Here is a 24,029-nt window from a genome sequence, read left to right on the forward strand (position 1 = left end):
CGGTCGAGGTCACTCCGCTGTCACAGCCAACCTCGCCGTTTGAAATAGACATACGGCAACAGGGCCGAGGCGACCATCAGCATCAGCGCATAGGGATAGCCGAACCGCCAGGTGAGTTCCGGCATCACCTCGAAGTTCATCCCGTAAATCGAGGCGACCAGGGTCGGCGGCAGGAACACGACGGCGGCGACCGAGAAGATCTTGATGATTTGGTTCTGTTCGAGGTTGATGAGCCCCAGCGTCGCGTCGAGCAGGAAATTGATCTTGTTCGACAGGAACAGCGCGTGGTCTCCGAGGGATGCCGCGTCGCGCTGAACGAGCTTTATCCGCTGCCGGCTCTCCTTGGCCGCCTTGCGGTGCGTGCTCCCCTCAATGGCGACGTGATAGGCGACGAGCCTGCCAATGCTGACGAGGCTTTCGCGGATGACGGTCAGCAGGTCGCCCTTCTGGCCGATCTGCTCGATCAGCGACTGCAGGTCGCGCGTCTTCTTGGTGGCGCTGGCGTTCGACTTGCGGAAGACCTCCCGTGAGATCTGATCGACGTCGTTGCCTGCGCGCTCCAGAGCATCCGCCGTACGGTCGATCATCGCCTCGAGCAGGCCGAGCATCACGAGCTCTCCCGTCTCGCACGCCGCGCCGTTCGGCTTCATGATGCGGTTGGCATAGACCTGGAACGGCTTCGGCTCCGCATGGCGGACGGTCACGAGAGTCGCGCCTTTGAGGATGAAGGTGACGGGCACCTTGGCCGGGTAATCGCTGTCGAGTTTGGCGGTCGCCGTCATCGTCATGAACTCGGCGCCGTCCTCCTGGTAAAGCCGGTCGGAAAGCTCGATTTCCTGCATCTCGTCACGGGTCGGAATGGCAATGCCGAGGCGCTCCTCGACAAGGCGCGTTTCTTCGCTCGACGGATTGAAGAGATCGAACCAGATCACCGGTTCCTGGCATGCCAGGCCGTCGAGGAGGTCGACGTGCACAAGTCGGCTGTTCTGGCTTTTGTAGATGCGCAGCATTTCAGGCTCCATGGGGCCGAGTCATCCGACCGGCGGAGCCCTGATCAAATCAGGTCCGGACGGCCGTGAGCATGAAGGCTCGACTTCGACTGTCGGGGTTCATCTTGAGTTGATCCTTGTTGGTGAGACATGTCCGCGCAGGCGGCCATGGATGCGCTTTGCTCCGAAATGCCCTGCTTGTCAACCATCGGGTTCCGCAGCGTTTTCACGTTCCCGTGTCAGTCGCCGTCGGCGAAGGAGAATCCGGCGCCGAGGCCGATCGAACCGCCGAATTCGCGATTGAGCCGGTCGAGCAGATCGGCCGTGTTGAGCGCGATGAAATCCAGCTTGGCGCGCTGCCTCTCGTCGGCAAGCGCATCCTCGATCGGCCCGTCGAGACCGTCCGTAGCGGCGATCAGAGCCTTGAAGAGGAAGTCGATGGAACCGGCGATCGAGCGGCTGTCGGCTGGCAGAAGGCTCTCCATGCCGGCCGTATCGAAGAGTCTCTGGAGACCACCGAGATTCGCCGAGATCGCCGGCATCGTGTTGGCCGAGCGCCAGTAGATGGCAAGTTTCGGACGGCCCCTGTCGGGCGTCCCGTGGACCGTTCCGGCGTAGAAGGGCCGCAGCCGCTGGTCCTTTATCATCTCGACGCTGTGGACGAGCACGCCCAGAAGCTCGGTCGCGGCTTCCCTGTTGTCCCGGAAGAGCGGATTGCCCGGGCCTGGCTCCTTCCAGGCCGCCTGGATCCCGTCCGGCTTTTCCCATGCGGCAAGGAGCTCGCCCGCGATGCTCCTCAAATTCTGCGAGACAGCAAGCCCATATCGGCAGCGAAAGTCCCCTTCCTTGCCGGAGAGAACCTCCGCGCCGGTACCGTAGAGCACGAATTCGAGTGCCCCGAGGCCCTGGACGGCGACGCTCTTCCCCTTGAGGGTGTCCGGGCTTGTGGCGCTCTCGTCTTTCTTGGCGAGAATTGCCTGGACCTGCTTCAAGCCCGTGCTTTTCCGGTCGGGATAGAAGAGGAAGCGTTCGAAACGGTTCTGTTCGAGGGCCGGACCGAGGCGGATGATCTCGATCGCGGACCATCTCTCGACGACGCTCGAAAAGGCCGACCGCGCCGCTTCGAGGGTCGTCTCGGAAGGTGACTTGCAGAGCCCGGCGCTCGCTTCGGAGAGGGCGTTCGTCGCCTCTGCGAGGTCTCGATAGCCGGGGATGATGAAGCCGTCCACGGCCTGCGCCATCACCCTCGGCACGGCCGCCTCTTCGACGACACGCGGGGAAAGCGCACCGCCTTCCTGCGCCGCCGCGGGGGCAGCGAGGAATATCAGGCTAAGGGCGAGAGGAAGGCTCGCGAACGGAAGGCGCATCAGAGGGACTCCAGGAATGTGATCAGGGCTTTGCGGTCGTCCTTCGGCATGGCGGCGAAGGCATTGCGTGCCTTCGCCGCTTCGCCGCCGTGCCAGAGAATGGCTTCGGCCAGGTTTCGGGCGCGTCCGTCATGGAGAAGGAAGCTGTGCCCACTCACGGTCTTGGTCAAGCCTATGCCCCAAAGCGGGGGCGTACGCCATTCGCGGCCACTGGCCTCGCCGACCTGCTGGCCGTCGGCGAGGCCTTCGCCCATGTCGTGCAGGAGGAAGTCGGAATAGGGCCAAATGAGCTGAAACGCCTGCGCCTTGTGGGTGGCGTCCCGGCGGGTCACGAATTTCGGCGCATGGCAGGCGGCGCAGCCGGCTTCATGGAATAGCCGTTTGCCCTTCAAGGTTTCCGGAAAGCTCGCCTTGCGGCGAGCAGGCACGGCAAGATTGGAGGAATAGAACGTCACGAGGTCGAGCACCGGGTCGGGGGCCTCGACCGCTCCGAGCCGCGGCTGCACGCCGTCCGGCAGATCGAGGCAGCCCGTCTGGGCAGCCGTGCAATCGCCATGACTGCGGTCGAAATCGGAGGTGGAGATGCCGATATCGACGGCAAAGGCATCGGCGACCTGCTGGCGCACGGACGGGTTCTGGGCTTTCCAGCCGAAGCGGCCGAGGGTGACGCGGCCGGTCCGGCGCTCGCGCACGAGGGCCGGCCGTCCGCTGATGCCGTCGCCGTCGCGATCCTCCGGATCGGCACGCGCCAGAATGTCGGCCTCGTGGATGGCCTCGATGAGACCGATGCCGATCATCGGCGAGGCGACGCGCGGCGACAGCGTCGTCGCCGCATCGAGCGGTCCGTAACCGGGATCGGCGATCGCATAATGCGGCTTGCGGAGCGGGACCGTATCGCCGCCGGCAAGCGCCACCAGTTCTTCCGTATAGGTGATGTCGAGGCGGCCCTCGGCAGCAAGCCCCGGCACGGCGCTGTCCTGAAGCTGAGCACCATAGACCGGGTCGGGAAAGTTGAGCCGTGCACGGGAGGCGATCTCCGCGCGCTCGGCATCGTCGCGCGGGGCACGGGCGAGCCGAAGGAGCATCGACGTCGCGTCGGCGGCCCCCTCGGGCGGGCGGCCGCGTCCGTCGCGGGCATGACAGCTCTCGCAGGCCCTCGCATTGTAGAGCGGCCCCAGCCCGTCCGAGGCCTGCGTGGAAGAGGGTGAGGAGACCCAGAGCTTTTCGAAGAGCGCCTTGCCGAGGTGAAAATCCTGTTCGTCCTCGAAGGGGAGGTTGTCCGATGCCCGGGAGAAGATCATCCGATCCGCCCGTGCAATCGTCGTCGCAGCACCGGCCGGCATCGCTTCGAAGGGCTCAGGCCTGGAAAAATCGGTGGTCGGGCGTGTGACCGACAGAACGCGCTCGAGGTCATCGGCGGAAAGGTCGTCGCGAACAGGCGCGCACCCGGCATCCGCCTTTTCCGCGATACCGCCATCGCGCGACGCCGCGGGGGCGACGCAAATGAGAGCGGCAACGGTTAGCGCGAAAAAGCGGGCGAAGACATTCATCGAGGGAGGCCGGGCCGCCACCTGTCCGTCGCGGCCCGCCTTTTCAGCTTATTGGAAGACGGCGCCAGGATTATCCAGGCTTTCGGAACCTTCAAGCTCCACCGTGCCGAGATCGAGTGCGGCGATGACGCGCTCGACGGTCTTCGCCTGGGCGATCAGCCCGTCGATCGCCGCCTGAACCGTCGCATTGCCCTCCGCATTGCCCTCGCCGATCATCTGGTCATAGGCCTCGCCCGCTTCTGCGCGCTTGGCCATCGCCTGCATCTTCTCGACCGTGGTGGCGAGACCATCCTTCATTTCCTTGTCGAGGGCCGCATCCTTGGCAGCGACGAGCTCGGAAAGCGAAGGGCCGGTGAGCTTGCTGCCGTCGACGCGGGTATACTCGCCGCTATAGGCGGACTGGATGCCGATCGCGTCGTGCAGGTGCGAGTTGTGGGTGTTGTCGGAGAAGCAGTCGTGCTCCTCTTCCGGGTCGTGGAGGAGCAGGCCGAGCTTCATGCGCTCGCCCGCAAGTTCGCCGTAGGAGAGCGAGCCCATGCCGGTAAGGATCGCCACGAGGCCGGCTTTCGGGTCCGCCTCGACCGCCTTGGTCGCAGCGCCGTCCGGCGTCCAGTTTGCGACCATCTCCTTGAGGTCGGAGACGAGCAGGCTCGTCGCTGCCTTCAGATAGGCGGCGCGGCGGTCGCAATTGCCGTTGGTGCAGGCCTTGGTGTCGAAATCCGTGTAGGGCCGGTTGCCGGCACCCGGGCCCGTTCCGTTCAGATCCTGTCCCCACAACAGGAATTCGATCGCGTGATAGCCGGTCGCGACATTCGCCTCGATGCCGCCTGCCTCCTGCAGCGTGCCGGAAAGGAGCTCCGGCGTGATCTCGGTGGCATCGACGTCCTGCCCGTCGATCTTGATCGCCTTGTTGGCGATGACATTGGCGGTGAAAAGGGCGTTCTCGTCGCTCTCGCTGCCGTAGCTTGCGTCGACATAGTCGATCAGGCCCTCGTCCAGCGGCCAGGCATTCACCTTGCCCTCCCATTCGTCGACGATCGTGTTGCCGAAGCGATAGACTTCCGTTTCCTGATAGGGGTTGCGCGCCTTCAGCCAGGCCTCCCGCGCGGCCTTCAAGGTCTCCTCGCTCGGGCTTGCAATCAGCGCATCTACGGCCTTTTCCAGCGCTTCTGCCGTGGCCAGGGCATCTTCGTATTTGGCGTGCGCAACGGCCGCGTAATGCTTGACGACCGCGGCTGCGTCCGTCGCCGCATTCGCCGGCTGCAATGCCAGCGCAGATGTCGCCGTCATGAGCGCCAGCGCCGCGGCGCGGATGAAATTCTTGGTCATGACCCTCTCCTTGTTGCTCGTCGATAGAGCGTACAGCTCCAACCCCGTGAAAAGCGCAAGAGTCATGGACCAAAAGCAAACTGGTGTCAAAGTGTATAGTTTAGAACGGCTTGAAGGTGCAGCCCTGCCTGGATGGCGGGAATCCGCGCCGGCCTAACTCTTCCTGCCCATGAGACAGAAGAAGAATCCGTCGGTTCCGGTCGATGCCGGCGTCAGCGTCACGGTCTTCATATCGGCGGACCAGGGCTGCGCCTTGTCGGTGCCGAAGAGCGCCGCCCAGTTGTCGGCGGCCGAGAGGACTTCGAATTCCGGATTGTCCTCGCAGAAGCCGTAGACCTGCGCCTCGTTCTCCTCCGGAAGGACGGAACAGGTGACGTATATCAGATGTCCGCCGGGGCGCACGAACTGGGCGGCACCGGCAAGCGCCTCCTCCTGCTGGGCCAATCGCTCCTCGAGGTTCTTCTGCGTCAGGCGCCATTTCGTGTCGGGACGCCGCCGCCAGGTTCCGGTCCCGGTGCATGGCGCATCGACAAGCACGCGATCGACCCGCCCTATGAGCGATGCGAGCGACTCGGTCGACTCGTGCACCTGCACGTTGCGGGTGCCGGCACGCTTCAGCCGCTCGATAATGGGCGCCAGCCGTTTCCGGTCGGCGTCGTAAGCGTGGACCTGGCCCTTATTGTTCATCGCCGCCGACATGGCCAGCGTCTTGCCGCCGCCGCCGGCGCAATAATCGAGCACCTGCTCGCCCTCGCCGGGCAAGGCGAGGTCTGCGACAATCTGCGACCCCTCGTCCTGCACCTCGAACCAACCCTTCTGGAACGAGATTTCCGCCGTTACGTTCGGCAGGCGCGAAGCGCCCTCGCCGGCGGGAATGCGCAAGCCATGCCGGGCAATCGCCGCAGGCTCGGCGCCGCTGCGCTCCAGCGCCTTCAGCACCTTTTCGCGCGTCGCCTTCAGCGTGTTGACGCGCAGATCGAGAGTCGGCCGGCCGGCAAGAGCCTTCGCCTCGGCGAGCCAGTCGTCGGAGAAATTCTCTTCGAACGAGGCCTGCGTCCATTCCGGAATATCGCCCTGCACATGCAGGGGAGCATCTTCGAGCCGTCGCTGAGCGAAGGCCTTCATCATCGCTTCCGAAGGCGCTTCGGGCGCGAACCGGTCGTCGGCAAGTTCCGCTGCAAGCGTGTCGGCGCGATAGCCCCATTGCCGGTACATGACCGCATGGCCGAGGGCTACCGGGGTGTCGCTATCCATGAGAAAGGCGTGGGAGAGTTTCATCCGCAGGGCATCATAGACGATGTTGCCGATGGCGGCGCGGTCGCCGGAGCCGGCGAAGCGGTGGGACAGGCCCCAATCCTTGAGGGCATCGGCGACGGGTCGCCTACGCTTTTCGATATCGTCAAGAACCTCGATGGCTCCGGAGAGCCTTCCGCCCAATCGCATCTTCGATGAACTCCTTTTTCGCCGTGGTAGCGGCGATGACATCGAAGAGCAAGACGGCGGCCGCATTATGTAAGGGGCGCGACCGGCCCTTGCAGTCTGGCTCGCCCGAGATGAATCGAGCGAAACCTGCGCATCGTCAGGAGTTGACGACGGTGTAACAGATGCTGGCGGTACCGGAGCGGATCATGCCGATCTTGGAGGCAGCCGCCTTGGAAAGATCGATCACCCGGCCGCGAATGAACGGACCGCGATCATTGATCCGGACGACGACGGACTTGCCGTTGCGCTTGTTGGTCACCTGGACCTTCGTGCCGAATTTCAGTTTGCGATGCGCGGCGGTCAGGTGCGCGGCATTCATTCTTTCGCCGGAGGCCGTTTTGGACGAAAGCGCGTACCAGGATGCTCCCCCGCAGCCAGCGCCTGCTGCCTGACTTTCCGATGCCGAGACGAAGCCCATCCCGACGGTGAATAGTGCTGCCGCGGCAGCAGTCTTGATTTTCGCTGGCGTCAAGCGATGCCCCCTTCGGTTTGAAAAATTCGTCAGTTCCCTTTGTTGATCGAGCTAATTGAGGTGAAACATGGCAAAAACGTGCTTCAACCGTTAAGTTTTCATTAGGAATGTCTGAAGGCTGATCGATTTTAAAAATAAACAACAGATTGAAATAGTTTAGAATTGCGATGGAAGTTCTTTGGAATCAGCCACTAAGCCCTGCCGGTGGCGCTCCGGGCCGCGCAGTGACGCCTCCCGGAAATAAAATCATTAAAAATTTCGCTTTGGATGAAAAGTCGGGAATCGCGACCGTTGAATCCATGCTACTAGCGCCAGGGTTGTGGAAAATGGCGAAGTATAGACCGAATAATGACAGCATAATCGTGTCAAGGCGATTCGCGTGAAATCAATACTTTCAAAACTGCATCAGACTTGCTTGTGTTCGCGCGCGATATTCTGATCGGCCTTGACGAAATAGGTGCTTAATTCCGGTTCCAGGTTCCTGATGTCCACAGCTGTGCAAGCGAAACGCGATAGTTGGGGAACTCCGGATCGAAGCCCGCCTGGCGCAGTCGCGCATTGGAGACGCGCTTGTTCTCGCCGTAGAAAGAACGGGCCATGGGGGACATATCTGCGGTTTCGAACGGGATCTCGGGCGGCGGCTCGACGCCCATCAGCCGGGCGGCTTCCTGGACCACGTCCTGTGGCGGCGCCGGCTCGTCGTCGGTCACGTTGAAGACGCCGCTCACGCCGCGCTTTGCGAGAAAGGCGCTCGCCGCGCCGATATCTTCGACGCGGATACGGTTGAAGACCTGGTTCGGCTTGATGACGCGGCGCGCCGTCCCCTCAGCGAGGTTGCGGAAGGCATTGCGGCCTGGGCCGTAGATGCCGGCGAGCCGCAGCACTGCCACCGGAATGTCGTGCTGCGCACCGTGCTCGAGCCAGGCGTTTTCGGCTTCCACACGCTCGAGCGAGCGCTGCGAGACCGGGTTGAGCGGCGTATCCTCGGTGACCCAGGCGCCGCCGTGATCGCCATAGACGCCGACCGTCGAAAGATAGCCCACCCACTCCAGCCGCGGCAGAAGGTCGGCAAGCGGCGGCGTTCCGGCGCGAAACATGGGGTCGCCATCGCGGCCCGGCGCAATCGACTGAACGAGGTGGGTGGTCTCCCTCATCGCATCCTCGAGCTCGTCCGATATTTCCGTGCCGTCGAAGAGGATCGGGCGGATACCGGCAGCCTGCAGACGGGGGAGCTTTTCTGCGGACCGGGTGGTGCCGGTCACGGACGTCGCCAGGGGAGAGAGCGCGCTCGCGATCGCCGTGCCGGAATAGCCGGCACCAAGGATCAGGACATTCATCGGTTCACTCCCGCCATTTGCCATTCCGCAAGAACCTCGTCATCGGTTTCAGGCCCGCATTGCCGGGCGAAGACCGCCAGATCGGTGGATGAAATCAGTCGCGAAAGCGCCCAGACCGCCATTCCCCTGACGGTGGGCGACGCATCGGCCGCCAGCGCCTTGCAGACCTCTGTCAGGTTCTTCTCACCGGAATTTCCGGCGGCGATCAAGGCATTTCGGACGAAACGATCACGCCCGATGCGCTTTACCGGCGATCCGGAAAAGAAGGCCCGGAAACCTGTGTCGTCGAGCGTCAGCAGGAAGGAGAGCTCCGGTTCCTTGAGATCATCTCGCGCCTGGAGCTTCATTTCCGATGCCGAGCGCGCGAACTTGTTCCAGGGACAGGCGGCGAGACAGTCGTCGCAGCCATAGATGCGGTTACCGATCAGCGGCCGTAACTCAGGCGCAATCGATCCCTTGTGCTCGATCGTGAGATAGGAGATGCAGCGTCGCGCATCGATGCGGTAGGGCGCCGGGAAGGCATCGGTCGGACAGGCGTCGAGGCAGGCCCGGCAAGAGCCGCAATGGTCGCGTTCCGGCTCGTCCAGTTCCAGTTCGGCTGTCGTGAAGAGGCTGCCGAGAAAGAGCCAGGAGCCGAATTCGCGGCTGACCAGATTGGTGTGCTTGCCCTGCCAGCCGATGCCGGCCTTTTCCGCAAGCGGTTTCTCCATGACGGGGGCGGTGTCGACGAAGACCTTCACGTCCTCGCCCGCCCGCGCGGCAAAGCGCGTGGCGATCTCCTTCAGCCGGCCCTTGACCACGTCGTGATAGTCGCGATTGCGGGCGTAGACGGAGATCGCGCCGCGATCGCGTCTGGCGAGGACGTCGCGTGGGTCGTCCTCGGGAGCGTAATTCATGCCGAAGAGGACGATCGAGCGCACTTCGCTCCAGAGGACGCGCGGATCGGATCGGCGCTCGGCTGTCTCGGCGAGCCAGTCCATCGTACCATGAGCGCCGGCAGCCAGGAACTGCCTCAGCCGCTCGGGCGCGTGGGGTATGGCATCCGGATGGGTGATGCGACAGATGTCGAATCCCTTGGCCGCGGCTTCCTCTTTCAGGAAGGCGGTGAGGGTCCGTCGTTTCCTGCCCTGGTTCTCCGCTTTTGCAGCGTCGCCGGGCATGATCTGGTCCTTAAAAGTCGAGATCCGCATAATGTGAGACCGGGGTCACGCCGCGCACCCGCTCGGCGAGCAGCGGCCGGAAGGACGGGCGCGACTTCAGCCGCTGATACCATTCCTTGGCGCTCGGCGCATCGGACCAGTCGATCTCTCCGAGATAGTCGAGCACGGAAATCGCCGCGGCCGCGGCGAGATCCCCATAGGAGATGCGATCTCCGGCGAGCCAGGGGCGCGATCCGGCGAGCCACGAGAGATACTTCATATGCTGGCGGATATTGCTGCGCGAGGTGCGGAGAATTTTCGAATCCGGCGCACCGCCGCCCTGGTCCGGGGTCATCTGCAGCTTGAAAATGCGCTCGCGCACGAGCGGGCGCGTCACGTCGGCTTCCATCTTCTGCAGGAACCATTCGGTGAGGCGGCGGATTTCGGCGCGCTGAAACGGGTCCTCGGCAAGAAGGCGGCGGTCGCGCTTCATGATGCCGCTGGTCTCGTCGAGATATTCGGAGATGATCGTGGCGCCGCAGAGCGCGCGCATGCTGTCATCGACATAGACCGGCAGAGTGCCGGCAGGATTCAGCGTCAGGAAGTCGCGCCGGTTCTCCCATGGCTGCTCTTCGCTCAGTTCCGTCTGATAGCCATATTCTGAGAGAATAAGGCGTACGAACCGCGAAGCTGGGGACATGGGGTGATGATACAGTGTCGGCATCGATGATCAGATTGCAGCTGTTTTCGGGGATATCGGCGTCGCGGCATATGCAACTGGCCACGGCTCGTTACAACGAGCTATAGGTAGTTGCGGTGGCAAACACAAGAGAATCGACTTTCTCCTCCCACATCCAATTATATCAGGAATAGCTTTTACATGGCGGATCAATCGATCATAAGCGCGCTCGTCCTCGGCCTCATCGAAGGGCTGACGGAGTTCATCCCGGTCTCGTCGACGGCGCATGTGCTGCTTGCCGGACACTTCCTCGGGTTCAAATCGCCGGGAAACACCTTTGCCGTTCTGATCCAGCTCGGCGCCATCTTGGCGATCCTGCTCGTCTACTTCCAGAAGCTGCTGGCGATCGCGCTCGCCCTTCCGACGAGCGTCAAGGCTCGCCGTTTCGTCTTCTCGGTTCTCCTCGCCTTCCTGCCGGCGGCGCTTATCGGTGCTGCCGCGCATGGATTCATCAAGTCGGTGCTTTTCGAGACGCCGATGCTCATCTGCGTCGTGCTGATCGTCGGCGGCGTCATTCTTTATGCGATCGACCGGCTCCCTTTGACGCCTCGCTACACCGACGTGTTCGACTATCCGCCTTCGCTCGCGCTGAAGATCGGCCTCTTCCAGTGTCTCGCCATGATCCCGGGAACGTCGCGTTCCGGCGCGACCATTGCCGGGGCCCTGCTGATGGGGACCGACAAGCGCTCCGCGGCTGAATTTTCCTTTTTCCTGGCCATGCCGACCATGGTCGGAGCTTTTGCGCTCGATCTCTACAAGAACCGCGATGCGCTCTCCTTCGACGATGTCGGCATGATCGCGGCCGGTTTCATCGCTGCATTCATCGCCGGAATTTTCGTGGTGCGTTCGCTGCTCGACTTCGTCTCGCATCGCGGCTTTACGCCCTTTGCGATCTGGCGCATCCTCGTCGGGACCGCCGGGTTGGTCGGCCTGTGGCTGCTCGGATAACACAGTCCGGAAACATAAAGCCGGATGCGTCTCTTTCGAAACGCACCCGGCTCCTGGCCCCCGCCAAAACTCAACATGCCCGGCTCGAAGCCGAGGCGAAAATGTCCGGCTTACTCGCCGGCAAACCCGATCGACGCCGTCGTGCACGGGTTGACACCGTAGGCCGGCGTGCAGCCCTTGTCGCTGCTAGCCCCGGTGCCGGGTGCCATGAACGAGCCAGCCAGAATGATCAGTGCCGCAGACGCAAAAAAGATTGCGATCGACTTGCCCATGGGACGTTATGCCTTTCGAGTGAGATGTCTGCACCGGCGTCGCTCGCCGAGCAGTCAGTGCGAGCGGTGTTTATTCTGCGACCATGTCATGATCAATATCAGTGCGAGCTGAATCTGCGGTAAACGAGATTCGGATTTTCGACTGCGGCAGAACTGCAACGCTGTTGCCGGATGGGCACAGCGGGGGCGGCTTGAATGTGTCCGATAGTGATGGGACCGCTCAGGCGGCGCGGCCGCTGCGCGTGTATTGCCCATGCGGGCGATAGCGTACGAGATAAGTCGGCAGGATCGACTCGAGCATTGTCGGCTCGATGCCGATACCGGCAAGCGTGCGGCCTTCCGCTTCGGCCTTTGCCGAGACGACATTGTCCGATTTCAGCAACACCACCTGGTCGGCGGTGAGCGGCGGCGTGATGAACGGCACAAGCGAGGCGACGCTGCCCATCAGCGAGGCGATGCCGAAGGGCAGCGACACGAAGGAGCGCTTGCGGTCGATCGTCTTCAGCATGATATCGAGACATTCGCGGAAGGAGAGCACCTGCGGCCCGCCGAGCTCGTAGATCGTCCCACCGGTCAGCTTGCCGTCGACGGAGCGGGCCACGGCCTCGGCAACGTCGGTGACGTACACCGGCTGAAACCTGGTTTTGCCGCCGCCGATGAGCGGCAGGACCGGCGAGAATCGGGCCATTTCGGCGAACTTGTTGAAAAATCCGTCTTCAGGCCCGAAGATGATCGACGGGCGGAGGATCACCGCGGCCGGAAGCGTTTCGAGGATCGCAGCCTCGGCGCGCCCCTTTGTCCGGGCATAGCTCGCTTGGGAGCTCGCGTCGGCGCCGATCGCCGAGATATGGGTGAGCGTGGCGCCCGTCGCCCGAGCCGCCTCGGCGACCGCCCGCGCGCCGAAATCCTGGACCGCCTCGAAGGTGTTGCGGCCACTTTCGAAGAGCACACCGACGCAGTTGATCACATGGTCGGCGCCGTCGACAGCGCGATCGACCGACTTGCGGTAGCGCAGATTGGCCTGAACGAAGGAGATTTGCCCGACATTGCCGAGCGGTTGCAGGTGGCCGGCGAGATCCGGACGGCGAACAGCGACGCGAATGCGGTAGCCGCGTTTGGCGAGCGCGCGCACCACATGACGGCCGACAAATCCGGATCCGCCGAAAATCGTCACCAGCGGCGGAAGGTTGGACAAGGTCATGAGAAACGCACTCCTGATGTCAATGGTAGAATTGCTTGCTACATAGCCCAAGCGTCGAGCGAGGTGAAGGCCAATCCGCGCGCTTCGGAGGCGTGCCCCGATGCGCCGCGGGACTTCGCCTCAAACGCCTTCGACGACCACCATTTCGGCATCGGCGACTTCCTGGCGGATGGCCGCGGCAATCTGGTATTCGGGCGAATTGTAACAGTCGACGGCCGCCTGCAGCGAGGGGAATTCGATAACGACGTTGCGGGTGCGAGCGGCACCTTCGAGCCGATGGAACTCGCCGCCGCGCGCAAGGAAGGTCGCGCCGTATTTTTCGAAGGCGGGCTTCGCAGCTGCCACGTAATCCTTATAGCGTTCGGGGTCCCTTATATCGACCCGAGCGATCCAGTATCCTTTGGCCATGATGAACTCCTCGTCTTTCACGACATGCAGACGGGATGGTTACTTCCGGCAAAATGAGCCTCAGGTCAAGCAGGCCCGAACCGCGCCGGAGCGCTATACGGCGGATCGACGGGAGAGGGCGCTCTCCATTTCGGCCAGGATCGCGCGGCCTGCTGCGAGAGGGTCGGGCGCGGCAACGATCGGCCGCCCGACGACGAGGTGGCTCGAGCCGGCGCGAAGCGCATCGGCCGGCGTCATCACCCGCTTCTGGTCGCCTTTTTCCGCGCCGGCCGGGCGGATGCCCGGCGTCACCAGCGCCATGTCGCCGCCGATGATCTTGCGCACGGCGGCGGCCTCCTCCGCCGAGCAGACGATGCCCCCCATGCCGGCGGCGCGGGCCTGTTCCGCGCGGCGCAAGACCAGGCTGTGCGGATCATATTCATAACCGGCATCGATGACGTCCTGTTCGTCCATCGAGGTGAGCACCGTCACGCCAAGCAGGCAGAGGTTCGAGCCTCGTGCCGCTTCGACGGCCGATTTCATCGCCTTCGGATAGGCGTGCAGCGTCAGCATCGACACGCCCATCTTGACGATGTTCTCCACGCCCTTGGCCACCGTGTTGTCGATGTCGAGCAGCTTCATGTCGAGGAAGACCTGCTTGCCGCCTGCAGCGAGGTCGCGCGCGAAGTCGAGGCCGCCGGCGAAGGCCAGTTGATAGCCGATCTTATAGAAGAGGACTTCCTCGCCGAGCGTCGAGACGATTTTCTCGGCCTCGGTCACCGTTGGAAGATCAAGGCCGACGATCAGCCGGTCGCGCGCGCTTGTGCTCATATCGAGATCACCCCTGCCAGAACTCCATCGGCGTCCAGTCGCATGTGACGGCGCGATCCGCAAGACGGAAGGCGAAGAGATTGCCGCCGCCCGGCGGTTGATCGGCGCTACGGGCGATCGCCGTGCCCGTCATCCGGCATTTGAGCAGCGTACCGACACCGCCATGGCCGATGAAGGCGATGGGTACCGCCGGATCGTGCCGGTCGAGGACCTGGAAGACGGCCCTTGAGATTCGCGCCTGGGCGTCGACGGCACGCTCCCAGCCCTTGAAGCTCTCTTCGGGTCGGGCAAAGAACCGATCGGCCGCCTTCTCGAACTCCTCCGGCGGCAGAAAGCCGGTCGCGGAACGATCGTTCTCGCCCATCTCCTCGTCAGTTTCGACCGGGATGCCGGCAGCGTCGGCCAGGAACCGCGCCGTTTCGATCGCCTTCTTCTCGCCACTGGCGGCGATGCGTCCGAGCGAACGGACCCATGGCTGTTTCGCCGTGGCGTGCATGCGTTCTTCGCCGAGTTCGGACAGATCCCATTGTGGCACGGAGACGGCGGGATCGATTCTGACCTGCGGATGGGTGAGATAGATGCCGAACACCGGAGGTGGCGCCGTCAGTGCGTCTTGCGGTAGATCCACAGCTGCGCCGGCGGAATGTTGCGCACGACGAAGTCGAAATGCTGGATTCGGTAGCGGTCCGGCATGGCGACGACCGGCGACATCGGACCGTAGGAGATCTGAACGACCGGGCGGCTGAAGGGAATGCGCGAGAGCAGGTCCTCGATGAGTTCGACGCGGCGATGCATCGGGAAATTCAACAGCGGCACGGCGGAAATGACGCTGTCGAACTGCTGATCCTTGAAGGCCCCAAGCGTGCGGGAAAGATCGAAGGCGTCGCCGTTGATGAAATGCACGCCGTCGAAATGCGCCTTGAGCTGATTGTAGAACTCGGTGGAGTATTCGATGGAAACCAGCTTTTCAGGCTCTATGCCGCGCTCGAGGATCGCCTTGGTGATCACCCCGGTGCCGGGGCCAAGCTCGAGGACCGGCAGACCGGATTCCGGATCGACTATGCTGGCCATGCGGCGTGCGGTGATGGCGGATGTCGGGAGGATCGCGCCGACCGCGCGAGTATTGCTCATCCAGCCCTTGAAGAAGCGGATCTCTTCGTCGAATTTCCGACCGAATTTTTCCTTCACCCTCAAGCGCAAGCTCATCGAATCCCCTCACAGTATGATTTGCAGTTGCGCTCTTATCGTGATTCGTGCGGCTGCGTGAGCGCTTATTCATAATGTGCTTCCATCTGCGGCAAAAACAAGTCCGACTGCGTCTAGAAACGACAAATCATGAACGATGCGCGACGGTTGAACTCGAAATCCGGTACGGTCTGAAAGCTTGAATTAGTTGAACTAGAAGTTAGCGTCCATTTTTTCAGCAAAACGACACATTTGCGTCTTATACGGGATTCCCGTATTGTGCCAACATGGAAGACCGGTTCGATCCTGCGAAAGACGCCGCCAATCGCGAGAAACATAAACTATCGTTGGCCTTTGGCCTGCGTATTTTCGACGACGGGGATCACTTGATCATCCCCTCCATTCGCGAGATCGACGGCGAGGAACGGTTCAAGGTGGTCGAGGTCGTCGGCGAGAGGCTGTTCACCGGCGTGTTCGTTTGGCGGGATAATTTACCCCGGTTCATATCTGTGAGAAGGAGCAACAAGGGTGAAGAACGAGCATATTACGTCCCCTGCTGATCCGGCCGATGCGGAAGATTTCGACGTGACGGCCGAAGCAATGAATCGCGGCCAGCGGGCTCGCCTGATTCGCAAGACAAGGACCGCGCTTGGTTTGTCGCAATCGGAGTTCGCAAATCGCTTTCGCGTTCCCGTTGGTACGCTGCGGGACTGGGAGCAAGCACGCGCCACTGCTCCGGATTTTGCCGTTGCTTATGTGCGCGTGATCGCGCAGCACCCCGATTTGGTTGCGCAGGCCGTCGCGTGAGCGCGCCTCTGGAATTCGATTAAGCGCGGTGCTGCGGCCTGTTTGATCTCCTCATCCCTGTGCGCGTCATAGGGATCCAGCCAGACCAAGTCCTTGGGCTGAAAGAACATTTCCCCGCGCCGCCGACGCGGCGCTGCTCTCATCTGTGTGACAAGCACAGAGACGAGAGCAGAGGAGAGAGTGCAGTCCTCCGATACGTTTCCTACAGCGCCGCGCGTCTTATCAGACGCGCAACGGTCGTTGTAGCACTTCGATCTGCTGCATGTTTTTGTCCTTGATCGGCAACGATCAAAGGAACCATGCAGTACGCCGCGCAGTCGGTACTCAAGGAATTCAAGCGCATCGAGCCATGCGTGCCGACAAAACCGACCAGAGCTTCAACGCCATTATCCATCTCGCAGCGGCCGTCATAAACTCAAGATGAATCTCAACACGCCTTAGACTCGCATCGGCATCAGCACGTAGAGCGCATCCTCCGCGGCAAGATCGCGCACGAGCGTCGGCGAACCGGGATCGGCCAGCAGGAAGACCGCCTCGCTGCCGGTCAGTTGCCCGGTAATGTCGAGCAGATATTTGGCGTTGAACCCGATCTCGAGCGGATCGCTTTCGTAGCCGACCGGCAGTTCTTCGGTGGCGCTGCCGGAATCCGGATTGTTCACGGTGAGCGTCATCTGGCCGTCGGCGAGCGCAAGCTTCACCGCGCGGCCGCGTTCGGAAGAGATCGTGGAGACACGGTCGACGGCCTGCGAGAAGGACTGGCAATCGACGCGCAATTCCTTGTCGTTGCTGGCGGGGATCACGCGCTGATAGTCGGGGAAGGTTCCGTCGATCAGCTTTGACGTCATGACGATGGAGCCGATCGTCAGGCGGATCTTCGCGTCCGATACCTCGACCGTCACCACCACGTCCGGATTGTCGAGCAGTTTCTGCAGCTCGCTGACGGTCTTGCGCGGAATGATGATGCCGGGCATGCCCTCGGAGCCGGAGGGCGCTTCGACATCCGCACGGGCGAGCCGGTGGCCGTCGGTCGCGACGGCGCGCAGCTTCAGGTCGCCGTTGCTCTCGACCGTGTGCACGAAGATGCCGTTCAAATAGTAGCGTGTCTCTTCCGTCGAGATGGCGAACTGGGTGCGGTCGATCAGCATCTTGAGATCGGGCGCCTTCAGGCGGAAGGAGTGCGAGAACGTGCCGGCGGTCAGATCGGGAAAATCCGACTGCGGCAGGCACTGCAGCGAAAACTTGGAGCGGCCGGAGGCGACCGTCATCGCCGTGCCTTCCGCATTGGTGACCAGCAGCACCTCCGAGCCGTCCGGCAGCTTGCGGACGATGTCGTAGAGCAGATGCGCCGGAACGGTGGTGGCGCCGGCCTGTTCCACCTGCGCCGGCGTCGCCTCGGTGATCTCCAGGTCGAGGTCGGTCGCCTTCATTTCGAGGCTGGCGCCGTCGGAGCGCAGGAGCACGTTCGAAAGGATCGGGATGGTGTTTCGCCGTTCGACCACGCGGTGGACATGGTTCAGCGATTTCAAAAGGTTGGACCGCTCGAGAGTAATACGCATGGATGCTACCGCTTTCAACCATTGCCGCGCGGGCGAGGGGACCGCCGCGGCGTCAACTGCGTGCCCGGCCGCTCGGCCGGAAGGATGTGGACCGGCAAAATGGCAGAAAGAGAGCCGCAAAAGCAAGGGGTTTTGAGGCCTCTTCCCCAAATGCGAGACTGCATGCGCGGCCCGCCCTTGCCCCGGGCTCCCCGCTCACTCATAAAGGGCGCGAACCCGGCTTGGCCGGAATGGTCGATCGGAATGATCGGGCCGGGAGTGATTGGGAAGGCGGCGTTGCAAAAGCAGCAATCCACGGATGCATCCGAAAAGGACCGGCGGCGCGGTTTTCGCCTGCACGATATCAACATTCCTGCGCGCCCGCTGGAACCGTGCCTTTATCTCGTGGCAACGCCGATCGGCAATCTCGGCGACATCACGCTGAGAGCTCTCGAGACGCTTGCGGGGGCCGATGTGCTCGCCTGCGAGGACACGCGGGTGACGCGGGTGCTGCTGGACCGCTACGGTATCGTCAATCGGCCCACCGCCTATCACGAGCACAATGCCGCCGAGGCGGGGCCGCGGCTGCTTGCAGCACTCGGTGATGGGAAATCGGTGGCGCTCGTCTCCGATGCCGGTACGCCGCTCGTCTCCGATCCGGGCTACCGCCTGGCGCAGCAGGCGGTCGAGGCGGGATACCGGGTCGTTCCCATACCTGGCCCCTCGGCGCCGCTTGCGGCCCTCGTCGGCTCCGGCCTGCCGAGCGATGCCTTCCTCTTCGCAGGCTTTCTGCCGGTGAAGGACAAGGCGAAGCGCGACCGGCTCGCCGAACTCTCGTCCGTTCCCGCCACTCTCATCTTCTTCGAATCCCCGCATCGCATTGCCGCGACCGTCACTGCTGCCGCGCAGGTCCTCGGCGCAGACAGGAGGGCGGCCGTCTGCCGCGAACTGACCAAGACCTTCGAGGAGTTCCGCCGCGGAACGCTCGGCGAACTCGCGGCGAGTTACGACGAAAGCGCCAATGTGAAAGGCGAGATCGTCCTCGTGATCGGTCCGCCGGAGGCAAAGCCCCAGCCGGAGGCGGCCGACGTCGACGCTTTGCTCAAGGAACTCGCCCGCGACCTGCCGATGGGCAAGGCCGCGACCGAGGCGGCGCGCCGCACGGGGCTGGCGCGCAAGGAGCTTTACGACCGGCTCCTTCATCTCAAGGATAGCGATGAAGGCTGAGCGACCGGACACCCGCAAGCTGAAGGCGCTGAAGCGGGGCCACATCGCCGAATACCGCGCCGCACTCTGCCTGATGCTGAAGGGCTATCGCATCGTTGCCATGCGCTATCGCACCAGGCTCGGCGAGATCGACATCATCGCCCGGCGCGGCGACCTGGTCGCCTGCGTCGAAGTAAAGGCCCGGATGAGCCTGGACGATGCGGTCTTCGCCGTGACCGACACGGCGCAGCGGCGCATCCGAGCGGCAAGCGATCTCTGGCTGTCGCGTCAGGGCGATTTCCACCGCCTGTCGGTGCGATACGACATTGTCGCCGTAGCGCCGTGGCGTTGGCCGCGACACCTGCCGGACGCCTTTTGATAGCCGGGAGCGGCAGGAGCCTTCTTGCCTAACCACGGCACGCATTCTACATCTTGCGGGCATTTCGGCGGTGCCGCCTCGTCGCGAAGACGAGGGGCGGAGCATCGCGTCGAATTGCCGTATAATTCGATTTCTGACCGGCGCCGGTCGAAGGAACTATGCGCATCGTGGATCCAATCGGGAACGGGAAAATGGCAGGAATCGTCAATGTCGGGGTCCAGATGGACCATGTTTCGGGCATCACCATTGCGGGCGATTCGACCTTCGCGATGAGCCTGGAGGCGCAGGCCCGAGGCTACCGCCTGTTCCACTACACGCCCGAAAAGCTGTCGCTCCGGGACGGCAGGGTCTATGCGACCGCGCAGCAGATGCGGTTGCGCGACGTCAAGGGCGACCACTTCACCCTCGGCGAAGAGGAGCGGATCGATCTTTCGACCATGGACGTCATCCTGCTTCGCCAGGATCCGCCATTCGACATGGCCTATATCACTTCGACGCATCTGCTCGAACGGCTGCACCCGAAGACGCTGGTCGTCAACGATCCGGCCTGGGTCAGGAACTCGCCTGAGAAGATCTTCGTGACCGAGTTTCCGGATCTGATGCCCAAGACCCTGATCACTCGCGACCCGGACGAGATCGCCCGCTTCCGCCAGGAGATGGGCGACATCATCCTGAAACCGCTCTACGGCAATGGCGGCGCCGGCGTGTTCCACTCCGCCCGTGACGACCGCAATTTCTCGTCGCTCCTCGAAATGTTCGCGCAGATGTTCCGCGAGCCCTATATCGCCCAGGAATATCTGCCGGCGGTGCGCAAGGGCGACAAGCGCATCCTGCTCGTCGACGGCGAGCCGGTCGGCGCGATCAATCGCGTTCCGGCCGAGCACGATTCGCGCTCCAACATGCATGTGGGTGGGCGCGCGGAGGCAACCGACCTGACGGCGCGCGAGCGGGAGATCTGCAACCGCATCGGCCCGGCGCTGAAGGAACGCGGCTTCCTCTTCGTCGGCATCGACGTGATCGGCGACTACCTGACCGAGATCAACGTCACTTCGCCGACCGGCATCCGCGAAGTGAAGAAGTTCGGCGGTGCCGATGTCGCAAGCCTGCTCTGGGACGCGATCGAGAAGAAGCGCGCCTGATCTACGGGCCGCCACTTTCGCTCTTGTGTTCTGTCATTGTTCTTGTTTTTAAGCGTATTCCGTGCAAGATTTGCGGTTGCAACCGGTTTGGTTGTGACGGCGTGTGTGGGCCGCCGTGCTTGAGCGGGATTGCGGAGGGACGATGATCCTCCGCGCTCCGCTCGAAATCAGGGGGCAGTATGGTCGCGCGCGTCAGCACGGTTGCGTTTCAGGGTATCGAGGGCGTTCCGGTCGACGTCCAGGTGATGGTTGCACCCGGCAAGGTCGGTATGCAGATCGTCGGACTGCCGGACAAGGCGGTGGCCGAAAGCCGCGAGCGCGTCCAGGCGGCGCTTCATGCATCGGGACTGGCGCTTCCCGCCAAGCGGGTGACCGTCAATCTGGCGCCGGCGGACCTACCGAAAGAAGGAAGTCATTTCGATCTCGCCATCGCGCTCGGCCTGATGGCGGCGCTCGGCGCTGTGCCTGCGGACGCGCTGTCCGGCTATGTCGTTATCGGCGAACTCAATCTCGACGGCACCATCGCAGCCGTCGCCGGCGCGCTGCCGGCGGCGATCGGCGCGAATGCGCTCGGCAAGGGACTGATCTGCCCGGCGGAAAGCGGGCCCGAGGCGGCCTGGGCCGGATCGGAGATCGATATTCTCGCCCCGCGCAGCCTGATCGCCATCGCCAATCATTTCCGCGGCACGCAGGTGCTCTCCCGCCCCGAGCCGGCGGTTCGGGCGGCCGCCGAGGGCCTTCCCGATCTTGCCGACATCAAGGGCCAGGAAAGCGCCAAGCGGGCGCTGGAGGTCGCGGCGGCGGGCAATCACAATCTGCTGATGGTCGGCCCGCCCGGGTCGGGCAAGTCGATGCTTGCGGCGCGGCTCCCCTCCATCCTGCCGCCGCTTTCGCCCGCCGAACTGCTCGAAGTCTCGATGATCCATTCGATCGCCGGGCAATTGCCGGGCGGCAAGCTCTCGGACCGCCGGCCCTTCCGCGCGCCGCACCATTCCGCCACCATGGCGGCGCTGATCGGCGGCGGCTTCCGCGCGAAGCCGGGAGAGGCGTCGCTCGCCCATAACGGCGTGCTCTTTCTCGACGAGCTTCCGGAATTTGCACCACAGACGCTCGACGCTCTGCGCCAGCCGCTCGAAACCGCCACCTGCATCATCGCGCGGGCCAATCATCGCGTCACCTATCCGGCGGCGATCCAGCTCATTGCCGCCATGAACCCCTGCCGCTGCGGCATGGCCGGCGAGCCGGGCCGGAGCTGCGCCCGCGGGCCGCGCTGCATGGCCGATTATCAGGCGCGGATCTCCGGGCCGCTGATGGATCGCATCGATATCCGCGTCGACGTCCCGGCCGTCAGCGCCGCCGACTTGATCCGCCCCGGCACATCCGAGCCGAGCGCCGCCGTCGCCCGCCGCGTCGCCCGCGCCCGCGAGCTGCAGAGAGACCGCTTCGCCGGCCTCGGTCATCCCGAGCTGACGAGCAACGCCCGCTCATCGACGACGATGATCGAAAAGATCGCCGAGCCCGACGCCGCCGGCCTGCAGCTTCTGCGCGACGCGGCGGAGAAGATGAAATTTTCGGCGCGCGGCTACCACCGGGTGCTGAAGGTCGCCCGCACCCTCGCCGACCTCGACGAGGCGCCGACGGTCGGCCGCATCCATCTCGCCGAAGCGATCTCCTACAGGGTGGCGGGAGAGAGACTGCCCGTCGCCGCGTAAGGGGCCGACGTCGATGGAAAAGCCGTCACCCTATGGGCGGGAGAGGCCGGGCAAAGGGCCGAAAGTTCGATTTGATTTCATTTCGACGGAGGAGAAGGGAGCTGCGGGTTTGCCGCGAGTCCCTCCGCCCCGCCAGCGGGGAGAAGGTGGCCGGCAGGCCGATCAGGGGCGCTCGCCGGCGCCTCCGGCGCTACGCTCCCAATCCCTCGAACAGCACCGTCGAAAGATACCGTTCGGCAAAGGACGGTATGATCACGACGATATTCTTCCCGGCATTTTCCCCGCGCTGTCCCACCTCTATCGCCGCCTGGAGCGCGGCACCGGCGGAGATGCCGACCGGCACGCCTTCGAGTCTTGCGACGAGCCGCGCCGCCTCTATGGCCTCGCCGGCATTTACCGTGACGACTTCGTCATAGACGCTCGTGTCGAGGATCGCCGGTGCGAAACCCGCGCCGATACCCTGGATCTTGTGCGGACCCGGGGCGCCGCCGGAAAGGATAGGGGATTCTTCGGGCTCGACGGCGATCACCTTGACCGACGGCTTGCGGGCTTTAAGCACCTGGCCGGCACCGGTGATGGTGCCGCCGGTGCCGATGCCGGACACGAGGATGTCGACTGCGCCTTCCGTGTCGTTCCAGATCTCCTCGGCGGTCGTCGTGCGGTGGATTTCCGGATTGGCCGGGTTTTCGAACTGCTGCGGAATGATCGCGTCGGGCAGCGTCTCGGTGAGTTCCTGGGCCTTGGCGATTGCGCCCTTCATGCCCTTGGCGCCTTCCGTCAGCACCAGTTCGGCGCCGAGAAGCGTCAGCATCTTGCGGCGCTCGACCGACATGGTCTCGGGCATGGTGAGGATCAGCCTGTAGCCCTTGGCGGCCGCGACGAAGGCGAGTGCTATGCCCGTATTGCCCGAAGTCGGCTCTACCAGCGTCGTGCGGCCGGGCGTGATCTTCCCTTGCGCCTCGAGCGATTCGATCATCGCGACGCCGATGCGGTCCTTGACGGAGCCGATCGGGTTGAAGAATTCGAGCTTGGCGAGCAGGTTCGCCTTCACGCCCTTTTCCTCGGCGAGCTTGTCCAGCCGCACGATGGGAGTGTCGCCGATCGTCTCGGTTATCGAGGAAAAGACGCGGCCGCGGCCGGGCTTGCGCGCTTCAGGCATAGGTTTCTCCCTTCGTTTTTAAAATTGTCGCTGCGACAATAGGAGCTATGCGCGCTTGCTTCCAGAGCGGGAAAGCCTCGGATCGATGAGGCTGAAGGAAAAAACCGTTGAGAAGCGGCCGGCAGGGAAATCTTTTTTCAGGTCGCGCGGGTCGCAATGTAGGCGGCCGTTCCGGCGAGAATGCCCGCCGCGGCCCGGTTCAGGACCTTCAGCGCCTGCGGCTCTTTCAGGAGCGAGCGGGCGCGGGCCGCAAGCAGCATATAGGGCAGCAGCACGGCAAGAAGCACGAGGAAAGTCGCGACGAGCAGCAGGCCGTAGTCACGGATCCCTATCGAGGCGAGGTCGATCAGCGTCGGAATGAGCGCCACGTAGAAAAGCATCGTCTTCGGATTGCCGAGCGTGACCGTCAGGCCGGAGAGGAAGGAGAGCGCCGCACTCGTCGACTTCCGCGCCTCGATGTTCTGCGACAGGAGCCCGGCCGTCCAGAGCTTCCAGGCGATATAGCCGAGATAGAGCGCTCCGGCGATCTTCACGACCAGAAACGCGGTCGTGAATGTCTGGGCGATGAAGGCGAGCCCGAGAACCACCGCCGTCAGATAGACCATGTCGCCGACGATGAGGCCGAGGCCCATGAAGAAGGTTTCCCGAAACCCCGATCCCAGGGCTCGGGCAACGAGCGCCGTCACGCCCGGGCCGGGAATGATGCCGGCGATGAAGAGAGCGCCGCTATAGGCGAGAAGAGCCGCAAGTGTCACGATCGTTCCTCCTGATAGGGGCAGGTGTACCGCAGTCTGCCGCAAAGGAAAATCCGGGTGGCATCCCGCATCTACGCGCGAAAATTGATCGGGTGACAAGAACGGCGTT

Annotated in this window: 25 protein-coding genes; 7 read left to right on the forward strand and 18 right to left on the reverse strand. The window is 63.4% G+C overall.

Annotated elements, in window-relative coordinates; genetic code table 11:
- Window positions 1–20: 20 nt before the first annotated feature.
- The 9 genes from corA to AC5J09_RS13780 all read right to left on the reverse strand — a co-directional run bounded on the left by corA (window position 21) and on the right by AC5J09_RS13780 (window position 10,389).
- The gene (corA, locus tag AC5J09_RS13740; protein ID WP_494297824.1) at window positions 21–1,010 is read right to left on the reverse strand and encodes a magnesium/cobalt transporter CorA; all 990 of its coding nucleotides are present in this window, start codon (window positions 1,008–1,010) and stop codon (window positions 21–23) included.
- A gap of 218 nt (window positions 1,011–1,228) precedes the next feature.
- Window positions 1,229–2,356 (reverse strand): imelysin family protein, encoded by a 1,128-nt coding sequence (locus AC5J09_RS13745; protein WP_494297825.1) that lies wholly within the window; start codon window positions 2,354–2,356, stop codon window positions 1,229–1,231.
- Entirely contained in the window at window positions 2,356–3,906 is a 1,551-nt protein-coding gene (locus tag AC5J09_RS13750; protein ID WP_494297826.1) for a di-heme oxidoreductase family protein, read from the reverse strand. The genes AC5J09_RS13745 and AC5J09_RS13750 overlap by 1 nt, the downstream gene beginning before the upstream one ends.
- A 48-nt stretch (window positions 3,907–3,954) precedes the next feature.
- Complete coding sequence (locus AC5J09_RS13755) at window positions 3,955–5,235, reverse strand: imelysin family protein (protein WP_494297827.1); 1,281 nt, start codon at window positions 5,233–5,235, stop codon at window positions 3,955–3,957.
- A gap of 153 nt (window positions 5,236–5,388) precedes the next feature.
- Window positions 5,389–6,678, reverse strand: coding sequence for an RsmB/NOP family class I SAM-dependent RNA methyltransferase (locus tag AC5J09_RS13760; protein ID WP_494297828.1), 1,290 nt, complete (start codon window positions 6,676–6,678; stop codon window positions 5,389–5,391).
- Window positions 6,679–6,814: 136 nt separating this feature from the next.
- Complete coding sequence (locus tag AC5J09_RS13765; RefSeq protein WP_324762747.1) at window positions 6,815–7,189, reverse strand: septal ring lytic transglycosylase RlpA family protein; 375 nt, start codon at window positions 7,187–7,189, stop codon at window positions 6,815–6,817.
- Window positions 7,190–7,650: 461 nt separating this feature from the next.
- Window positions 7,651–8,526, reverse strand: coding sequence for an SDR family oxidoreductase (locus tag AC5J09_RS13770; protein WP_494297829.1), 876 nt, complete (start codon window positions 8,524–8,526; stop codon window positions 7,651–7,653).
- The gene (queG, locus tag AC5J09_RS13775) at window positions 8,523–9,686 is read right to left on the reverse strand and encodes a tRNA epoxyqueuosine(34) reductase QueG (RefSeq protein ID WP_494297830.1); all 1,164 of its coding nucleotides are present in this window, start codon (window positions 9,684–9,686) and stop codon (window positions 8,523–8,525) included. The genes AC5J09_RS13770 and queG overlap by 4 nt, the downstream gene beginning before the upstream one ends.
- A gap of 10 nt (window positions 9,687–9,696) precedes the next feature.
- Window positions 9,697–10,389: a glutathione S-transferase family protein gene (locus tag AC5J09_RS13780; RefSeq protein WP_018093934.1), complete on the reverse strand. Its 693-nt coding sequence runs from the start codon at window positions 10,387–10,389 to the stop codon at window positions 9,697–9,699.
- A gap of 156 nt (window positions 10,390–10,545) precedes the next feature.
- Here AC5J09_RS13780 and AC5J09_RS13785 point away from each other — a divergent pair, with 156 nt between their 5' ends.
- Window positions 10,546–11,352, forward strand: a complete 807-nt coding sequence (locus AC5J09_RS13785) for an undecaprenyl-diphosphate phosphatase (RefSeq protein ID WP_324762750.1) — start codon at window positions 10,546–10,548, stop codon at window positions 11,350–11,352.
- Window positions 11,353–11,462: 110 nt separating this feature from the next.
- Here AC5J09_RS13785 and AC5J09_RS13790 read toward each other — a convergent pair whose 3' ends face one another.
- The 6 genes from AC5J09_RS13790 to pmtA all read right to left on the reverse strand — a co-directional run bounded on the left by AC5J09_RS13790 (window position 11,463) and on the right by pmtA (window position 15,249).
- A complete protein-coding gene (locus tag AC5J09_RS13790; RefSeq protein ID WP_100669808.1) occupies window positions 11,463–11,624 on the reverse strand; it encodes a hypothetical protein in 162 nt (53 codons plus the stop codon).
- Window positions 11,625–11,844: 220 nt separating this feature from the next.
- Complete coding sequence (locus AC5J09_RS13795; protein WP_494297831.1) at window positions 11,845–12,825, reverse strand: complex I NDUFA9 subunit family protein; 981 nt, start codon at window positions 12,823–12,825, stop codon at window positions 11,845–11,847.
- Between the two features lie 120 nt (window positions 12,826–12,945).
- The gene (locus AC5J09_RS13800) at window positions 12,946–13,233 is read right to left on the reverse strand and encodes a DUF1330 domain-containing protein (protein ID WP_100670036.1); all 288 of its coding nucleotides are present in this window, start codon (window positions 13,231–13,233) and stop codon (window positions 12,946–12,948) included.
- Window positions 13,234–13,326: 93 nt separating this feature from the next.
- A complete protein-coding gene (pyrF, locus tag AC5J09_RS13805; protein WP_275596929.1) occupies window positions 13,327–14,043 on the reverse strand; it encodes an orotidine-5'-phosphate decarboxylase in 717 nt (238 codons plus the stop codon).
- A gap of 7 nt (window positions 14,044–14,050) precedes the next feature.
- Window positions 14,051–14,632, reverse strand: a complete 582-nt coding sequence (locus tag AC5J09_RS13810) for a histidine phosphatase family protein (protein ID WP_494298908.1) — start codon at window positions 14,630–14,632, stop codon at window positions 14,051–14,053.
- A gap of 14 nt (window positions 14,633–14,646) precedes the next feature.
- On the reverse strand, window positions 14,647–15,249 hold the full coding sequence (gene pmtA, locus AC5J09_RS13815; protein ID WP_494297832.1) for a phospholipid N-methyltransferase PmtA: 603 nt from the start codon (window positions 15,247–15,249) through the stop codon (window positions 14,647–14,649).
- A 266-nt stretch (window positions 15,250–15,515) separates the two neighbouring features.
- On the opposite strand from pmtA, the gene AC5J09_RS13820 reads away from it, so the two are divergent.
- Both AC5J09_RS13820 and AC5J09_RS13825 read left to right on the forward strand, forming a co-directional pair.
- Complete coding sequence (locus AC5J09_RS13820) at window positions 15,516–15,788, forward strand: BrnT family toxin (RefSeq protein ID WP_411932564.1); 273 nt, start codon at window positions 15,516–15,518, stop codon at window positions 15,786–15,788.
- Entirely contained in the window at window positions 15,757–16,035 is a 279-nt protein-coding gene (locus AC5J09_RS13825) for a helix-turn-helix domain-containing protein (RefSeq protein WP_018093942.1), read from the forward strand. Before AC5J09_RS13820 ends, AC5J09_RS13825 begins: the two co-directional genes overlap by 32 nt.
- A 437-nt stretch (window positions 16,036–16,472) precedes the next feature.
- Here the strand turns inward: AC5J09_RS13825 and dnaN are convergent, their stop codons facing one another.
- Complete coding sequence (gene dnaN, locus AC5J09_RS13830) at window positions 16,473–17,591, reverse strand: DNA polymerase III subunit beta (protein WP_100669803.1); 1,119 nt, start codon at window positions 17,589–17,591, stop codon at window positions 16,473–16,475.
- A 243-nt stretch (window positions 17,592–17,834) separates the two neighbouring features.
- Between dnaN and rsmI the strand changes: the two genes are divergently transcribed.
- The 4 genes from rsmI to AC5J09_RS13850 all read left to right on the forward strand — a co-directional run bounded on the left by rsmI (window position 17,835) and on the right by AC5J09_RS13850 (window position 22,006).
- The gene (gene rsmI / locus AC5J09_RS13835; protein ID WP_494297833.1) at window positions 17,835–18,797 is read left to right on the forward strand and encodes a 16S rRNA (cytidine(1402)-2'-O)-methyltransferase; all 963 of its coding nucleotides are present in this window, start codon (window positions 17,835–17,837) and stop codon (window positions 18,795–18,797) included.
- Window positions 18,787–19,155, forward strand: a complete 369-nt coding sequence (locus AC5J09_RS13840; RefSeq protein WP_018093945.1) for a YraN family protein — start codon at window positions 18,787–18,789, stop codon at window positions 19,153–19,155. Before rsmI ends, AC5J09_RS13840 begins: the two co-directional genes overlap by 11 nt.
- 191 nt (window positions 19,156–19,346) lie before the next feature.
- Window positions 19,347–20,294, forward strand: a complete 948-nt coding sequence (gshB, locus tag AC5J09_RS13845; protein ID WP_026168508.1) for a glutathione synthase — start codon at window positions 19,347–19,349, stop codon at window positions 20,292–20,294.
- Window positions 20,295–20,473: 179 nt separating this feature from the next.
- A complete protein-coding gene (locus AC5J09_RS13850) occupies window positions 20,474–22,006 on the forward strand; it encodes a YifB family Mg chelatase-like AAA ATPase (protein ID WP_411922685.1) in 1,533 nt (510 codons plus the stop codon).
- A gap of 190 nt (window positions 22,007–22,196) precedes the next feature.
- Here the strand turns inward: AC5J09_RS13850 and cysK are convergent, their stop codons facing one another.
- Window positions 22,197–23,165, reverse strand: coding sequence for a cysteine synthase A (gene cysK / locus AC5J09_RS13855; RefSeq protein ID WP_494297834.1), 969 nt, complete (start codon window positions 23,163–23,165; stop codon window positions 22,197–22,199).
- A 137-nt stretch (window positions 23,166–23,302) separates the two neighbouring features.
- Window positions 23,303–23,920, reverse strand: a complete 618-nt coding sequence (locus AC5J09_RS13860; protein ID WP_494297835.1) for a LysE family translocator — start codon at window positions 23,918–23,920, stop codon at window positions 23,303–23,305.
- Window positions 23,921–24,029: the final 109 nt, after the last annotated feature.

The sequence above is a fragment of the Sinorhizobium sp. genome, assembly GCF_059070375.1.

What these genes read in the sequence shown, in the direction of transcription:
- AC5J09_RS13785 (WP_324762750.1), top strand. Translation starts at nt 10,546, where the DNA reads ATGGCGGATCAATCGATCATAAGCGCGCTCGTCCTCGGCCTCATCGAA.
- AC5J09_RS13760 (WP_494297828.1), bottom strand. Translation starts at nt 6,678, where the DNA reads ATGCGATTGGGCGGAAGGCTCTCCGGAGCCATCGAGGTTCTTGACGAT.
- corA (WP_494297824.1), bottom strand. Translation starts at nt 1,010, where the DNA reads ATGCTGCGCATCTACAAAAGCCAGAACAGCCGACTTGTGCACGTCGAC.
- cysK (WP_494297834.1), bottom strand. Translation starts at nt 23,165, where the DNA reads ATGCCTGAAGCGCGCAAGCCCGGCCGCGGCCGCGTCTTTTCCTCGATA.
- AC5J09_RS13790 (WP_100669808.1), bottom strand. Translation starts at nt 11,624, where the DNA reads ATGGGCAAGTCGATCGCAATCTTTTTTGCGTCTGCGGCACTGATCATT.
- rsmI (WP_494297833.1), top strand. Translation starts at nt 17,835, where the DNA reads ATGATCGGGCCGGGAGTGATTGGGAAGGCGGCGTTGCAAAAGCAGCAA.
- AC5J09_RS13750 (WP_494297826.1), bottom strand. Translation starts at nt 3,906, where the DNA reads ATGAATGTCTTCGCCCGCTTTTTCGCGCTAACCGTTGCCGCTCTCATT.
- AC5J09_RS13780 (WP_018093934.1), bottom strand. Translation starts at nt 10,389, where the DNA reads ATGCCGACACTGTATCATCACCCCATGTCCCCAGCTTCGCGGTTCGTA.
- AC5J09_RS13850 (WP_411922685.1), top strand. Translation starts at nt 20,474, where the DNA reads ATGGTCGCGCGCGTCAGCACGGTTGCGTTTCAGGGTATCGAGGGCGTT.
- AC5J09_RS13755 (WP_494297827.1), bottom strand. Translation starts at nt 5,235, where the DNA reads ATGACCAAGAATTTCATCCGCGCCGCGGCGCTGGCGCTCATGACGGCG.
- AC5J09_RS13770 (WP_494297829.1), bottom strand. Translation starts at nt 8,526, where the DNA reads ATGAATGTCCTGATCCTTGGTGCCGGCTATTCCGGCACGGCGATCGCG.
- pyrF (WP_275596929.1), bottom strand. Translation starts at nt 14,043, where the DNA reads ATGAGCACAAGCGCGCGCGACCGGCTGATCGTCGGCCTTGATCTTCCA.
- gshB (WP_026168508.1), top strand. Translation starts at nt 19,347, where the DNA reads ATGGCAGGAATCGTCAATGTCGGGGTCCAGATGGACCATGTTTCGGGC.
- queG (WP_494297830.1), bottom strand. Translation starts at nt 9,686, where the DNA reads ATGCCCGGCGACGCTGCAAAAGCGGAGAACCAGGGCAGGAAACGACGG.
- AC5J09_RS13745 (WP_494297825.1), bottom strand. Translation starts at nt 2,356, where the DNA reads ATGCGCCTTCCGTTCGCGAGCCTTCCTCTCGCCCTTAGCCTGATATTC.
- AC5J09_RS13795 (WP_494297831.1), bottom strand. Translation starts at nt 12,825, where the DNA reads ATGACCTTGTCCAACCTTCCGCCGCTGGTGACGATTTTCGGCGGATCC.
- AC5J09_RS13800 (WP_100670036.1), bottom strand. Translation starts at nt 13,233, where the DNA reads ATGGCCAAAGGATACTGGATCGCTCGGGTCGATATAAGGGACCCCGAA.
- pmtA (WP_494297832.1), bottom strand. Translation starts at nt 15,249, where the DNA reads ATGAGCTTGCGCTTGAGGGTGAAGGAAAAATTCGGTCGGAAATTCGAC.
- AC5J09_RS13840 (WP_018093945.1), top strand. Translation starts at nt 18,787, where the DNA reads ATGAAGGCTGAGCGACCGGACACCCGCAAGCTGAAGGCGCTGAAGCGG.
- dnaN (WP_100669803.1), bottom strand. Translation starts at nt 17,591, where the DNA reads ATGCGTATTACTCTCGAGCGGTCCAACCTTTTGAAATCGCTGAACCAT.
- AC5J09_RS13820 (WP_411932564.1), top strand. Translation starts at nt 15,516, where the DNA reads ATGGAAGACCGGTTCGATCCTGCGAAAGACGCCGCCAATCGCGAGAAA.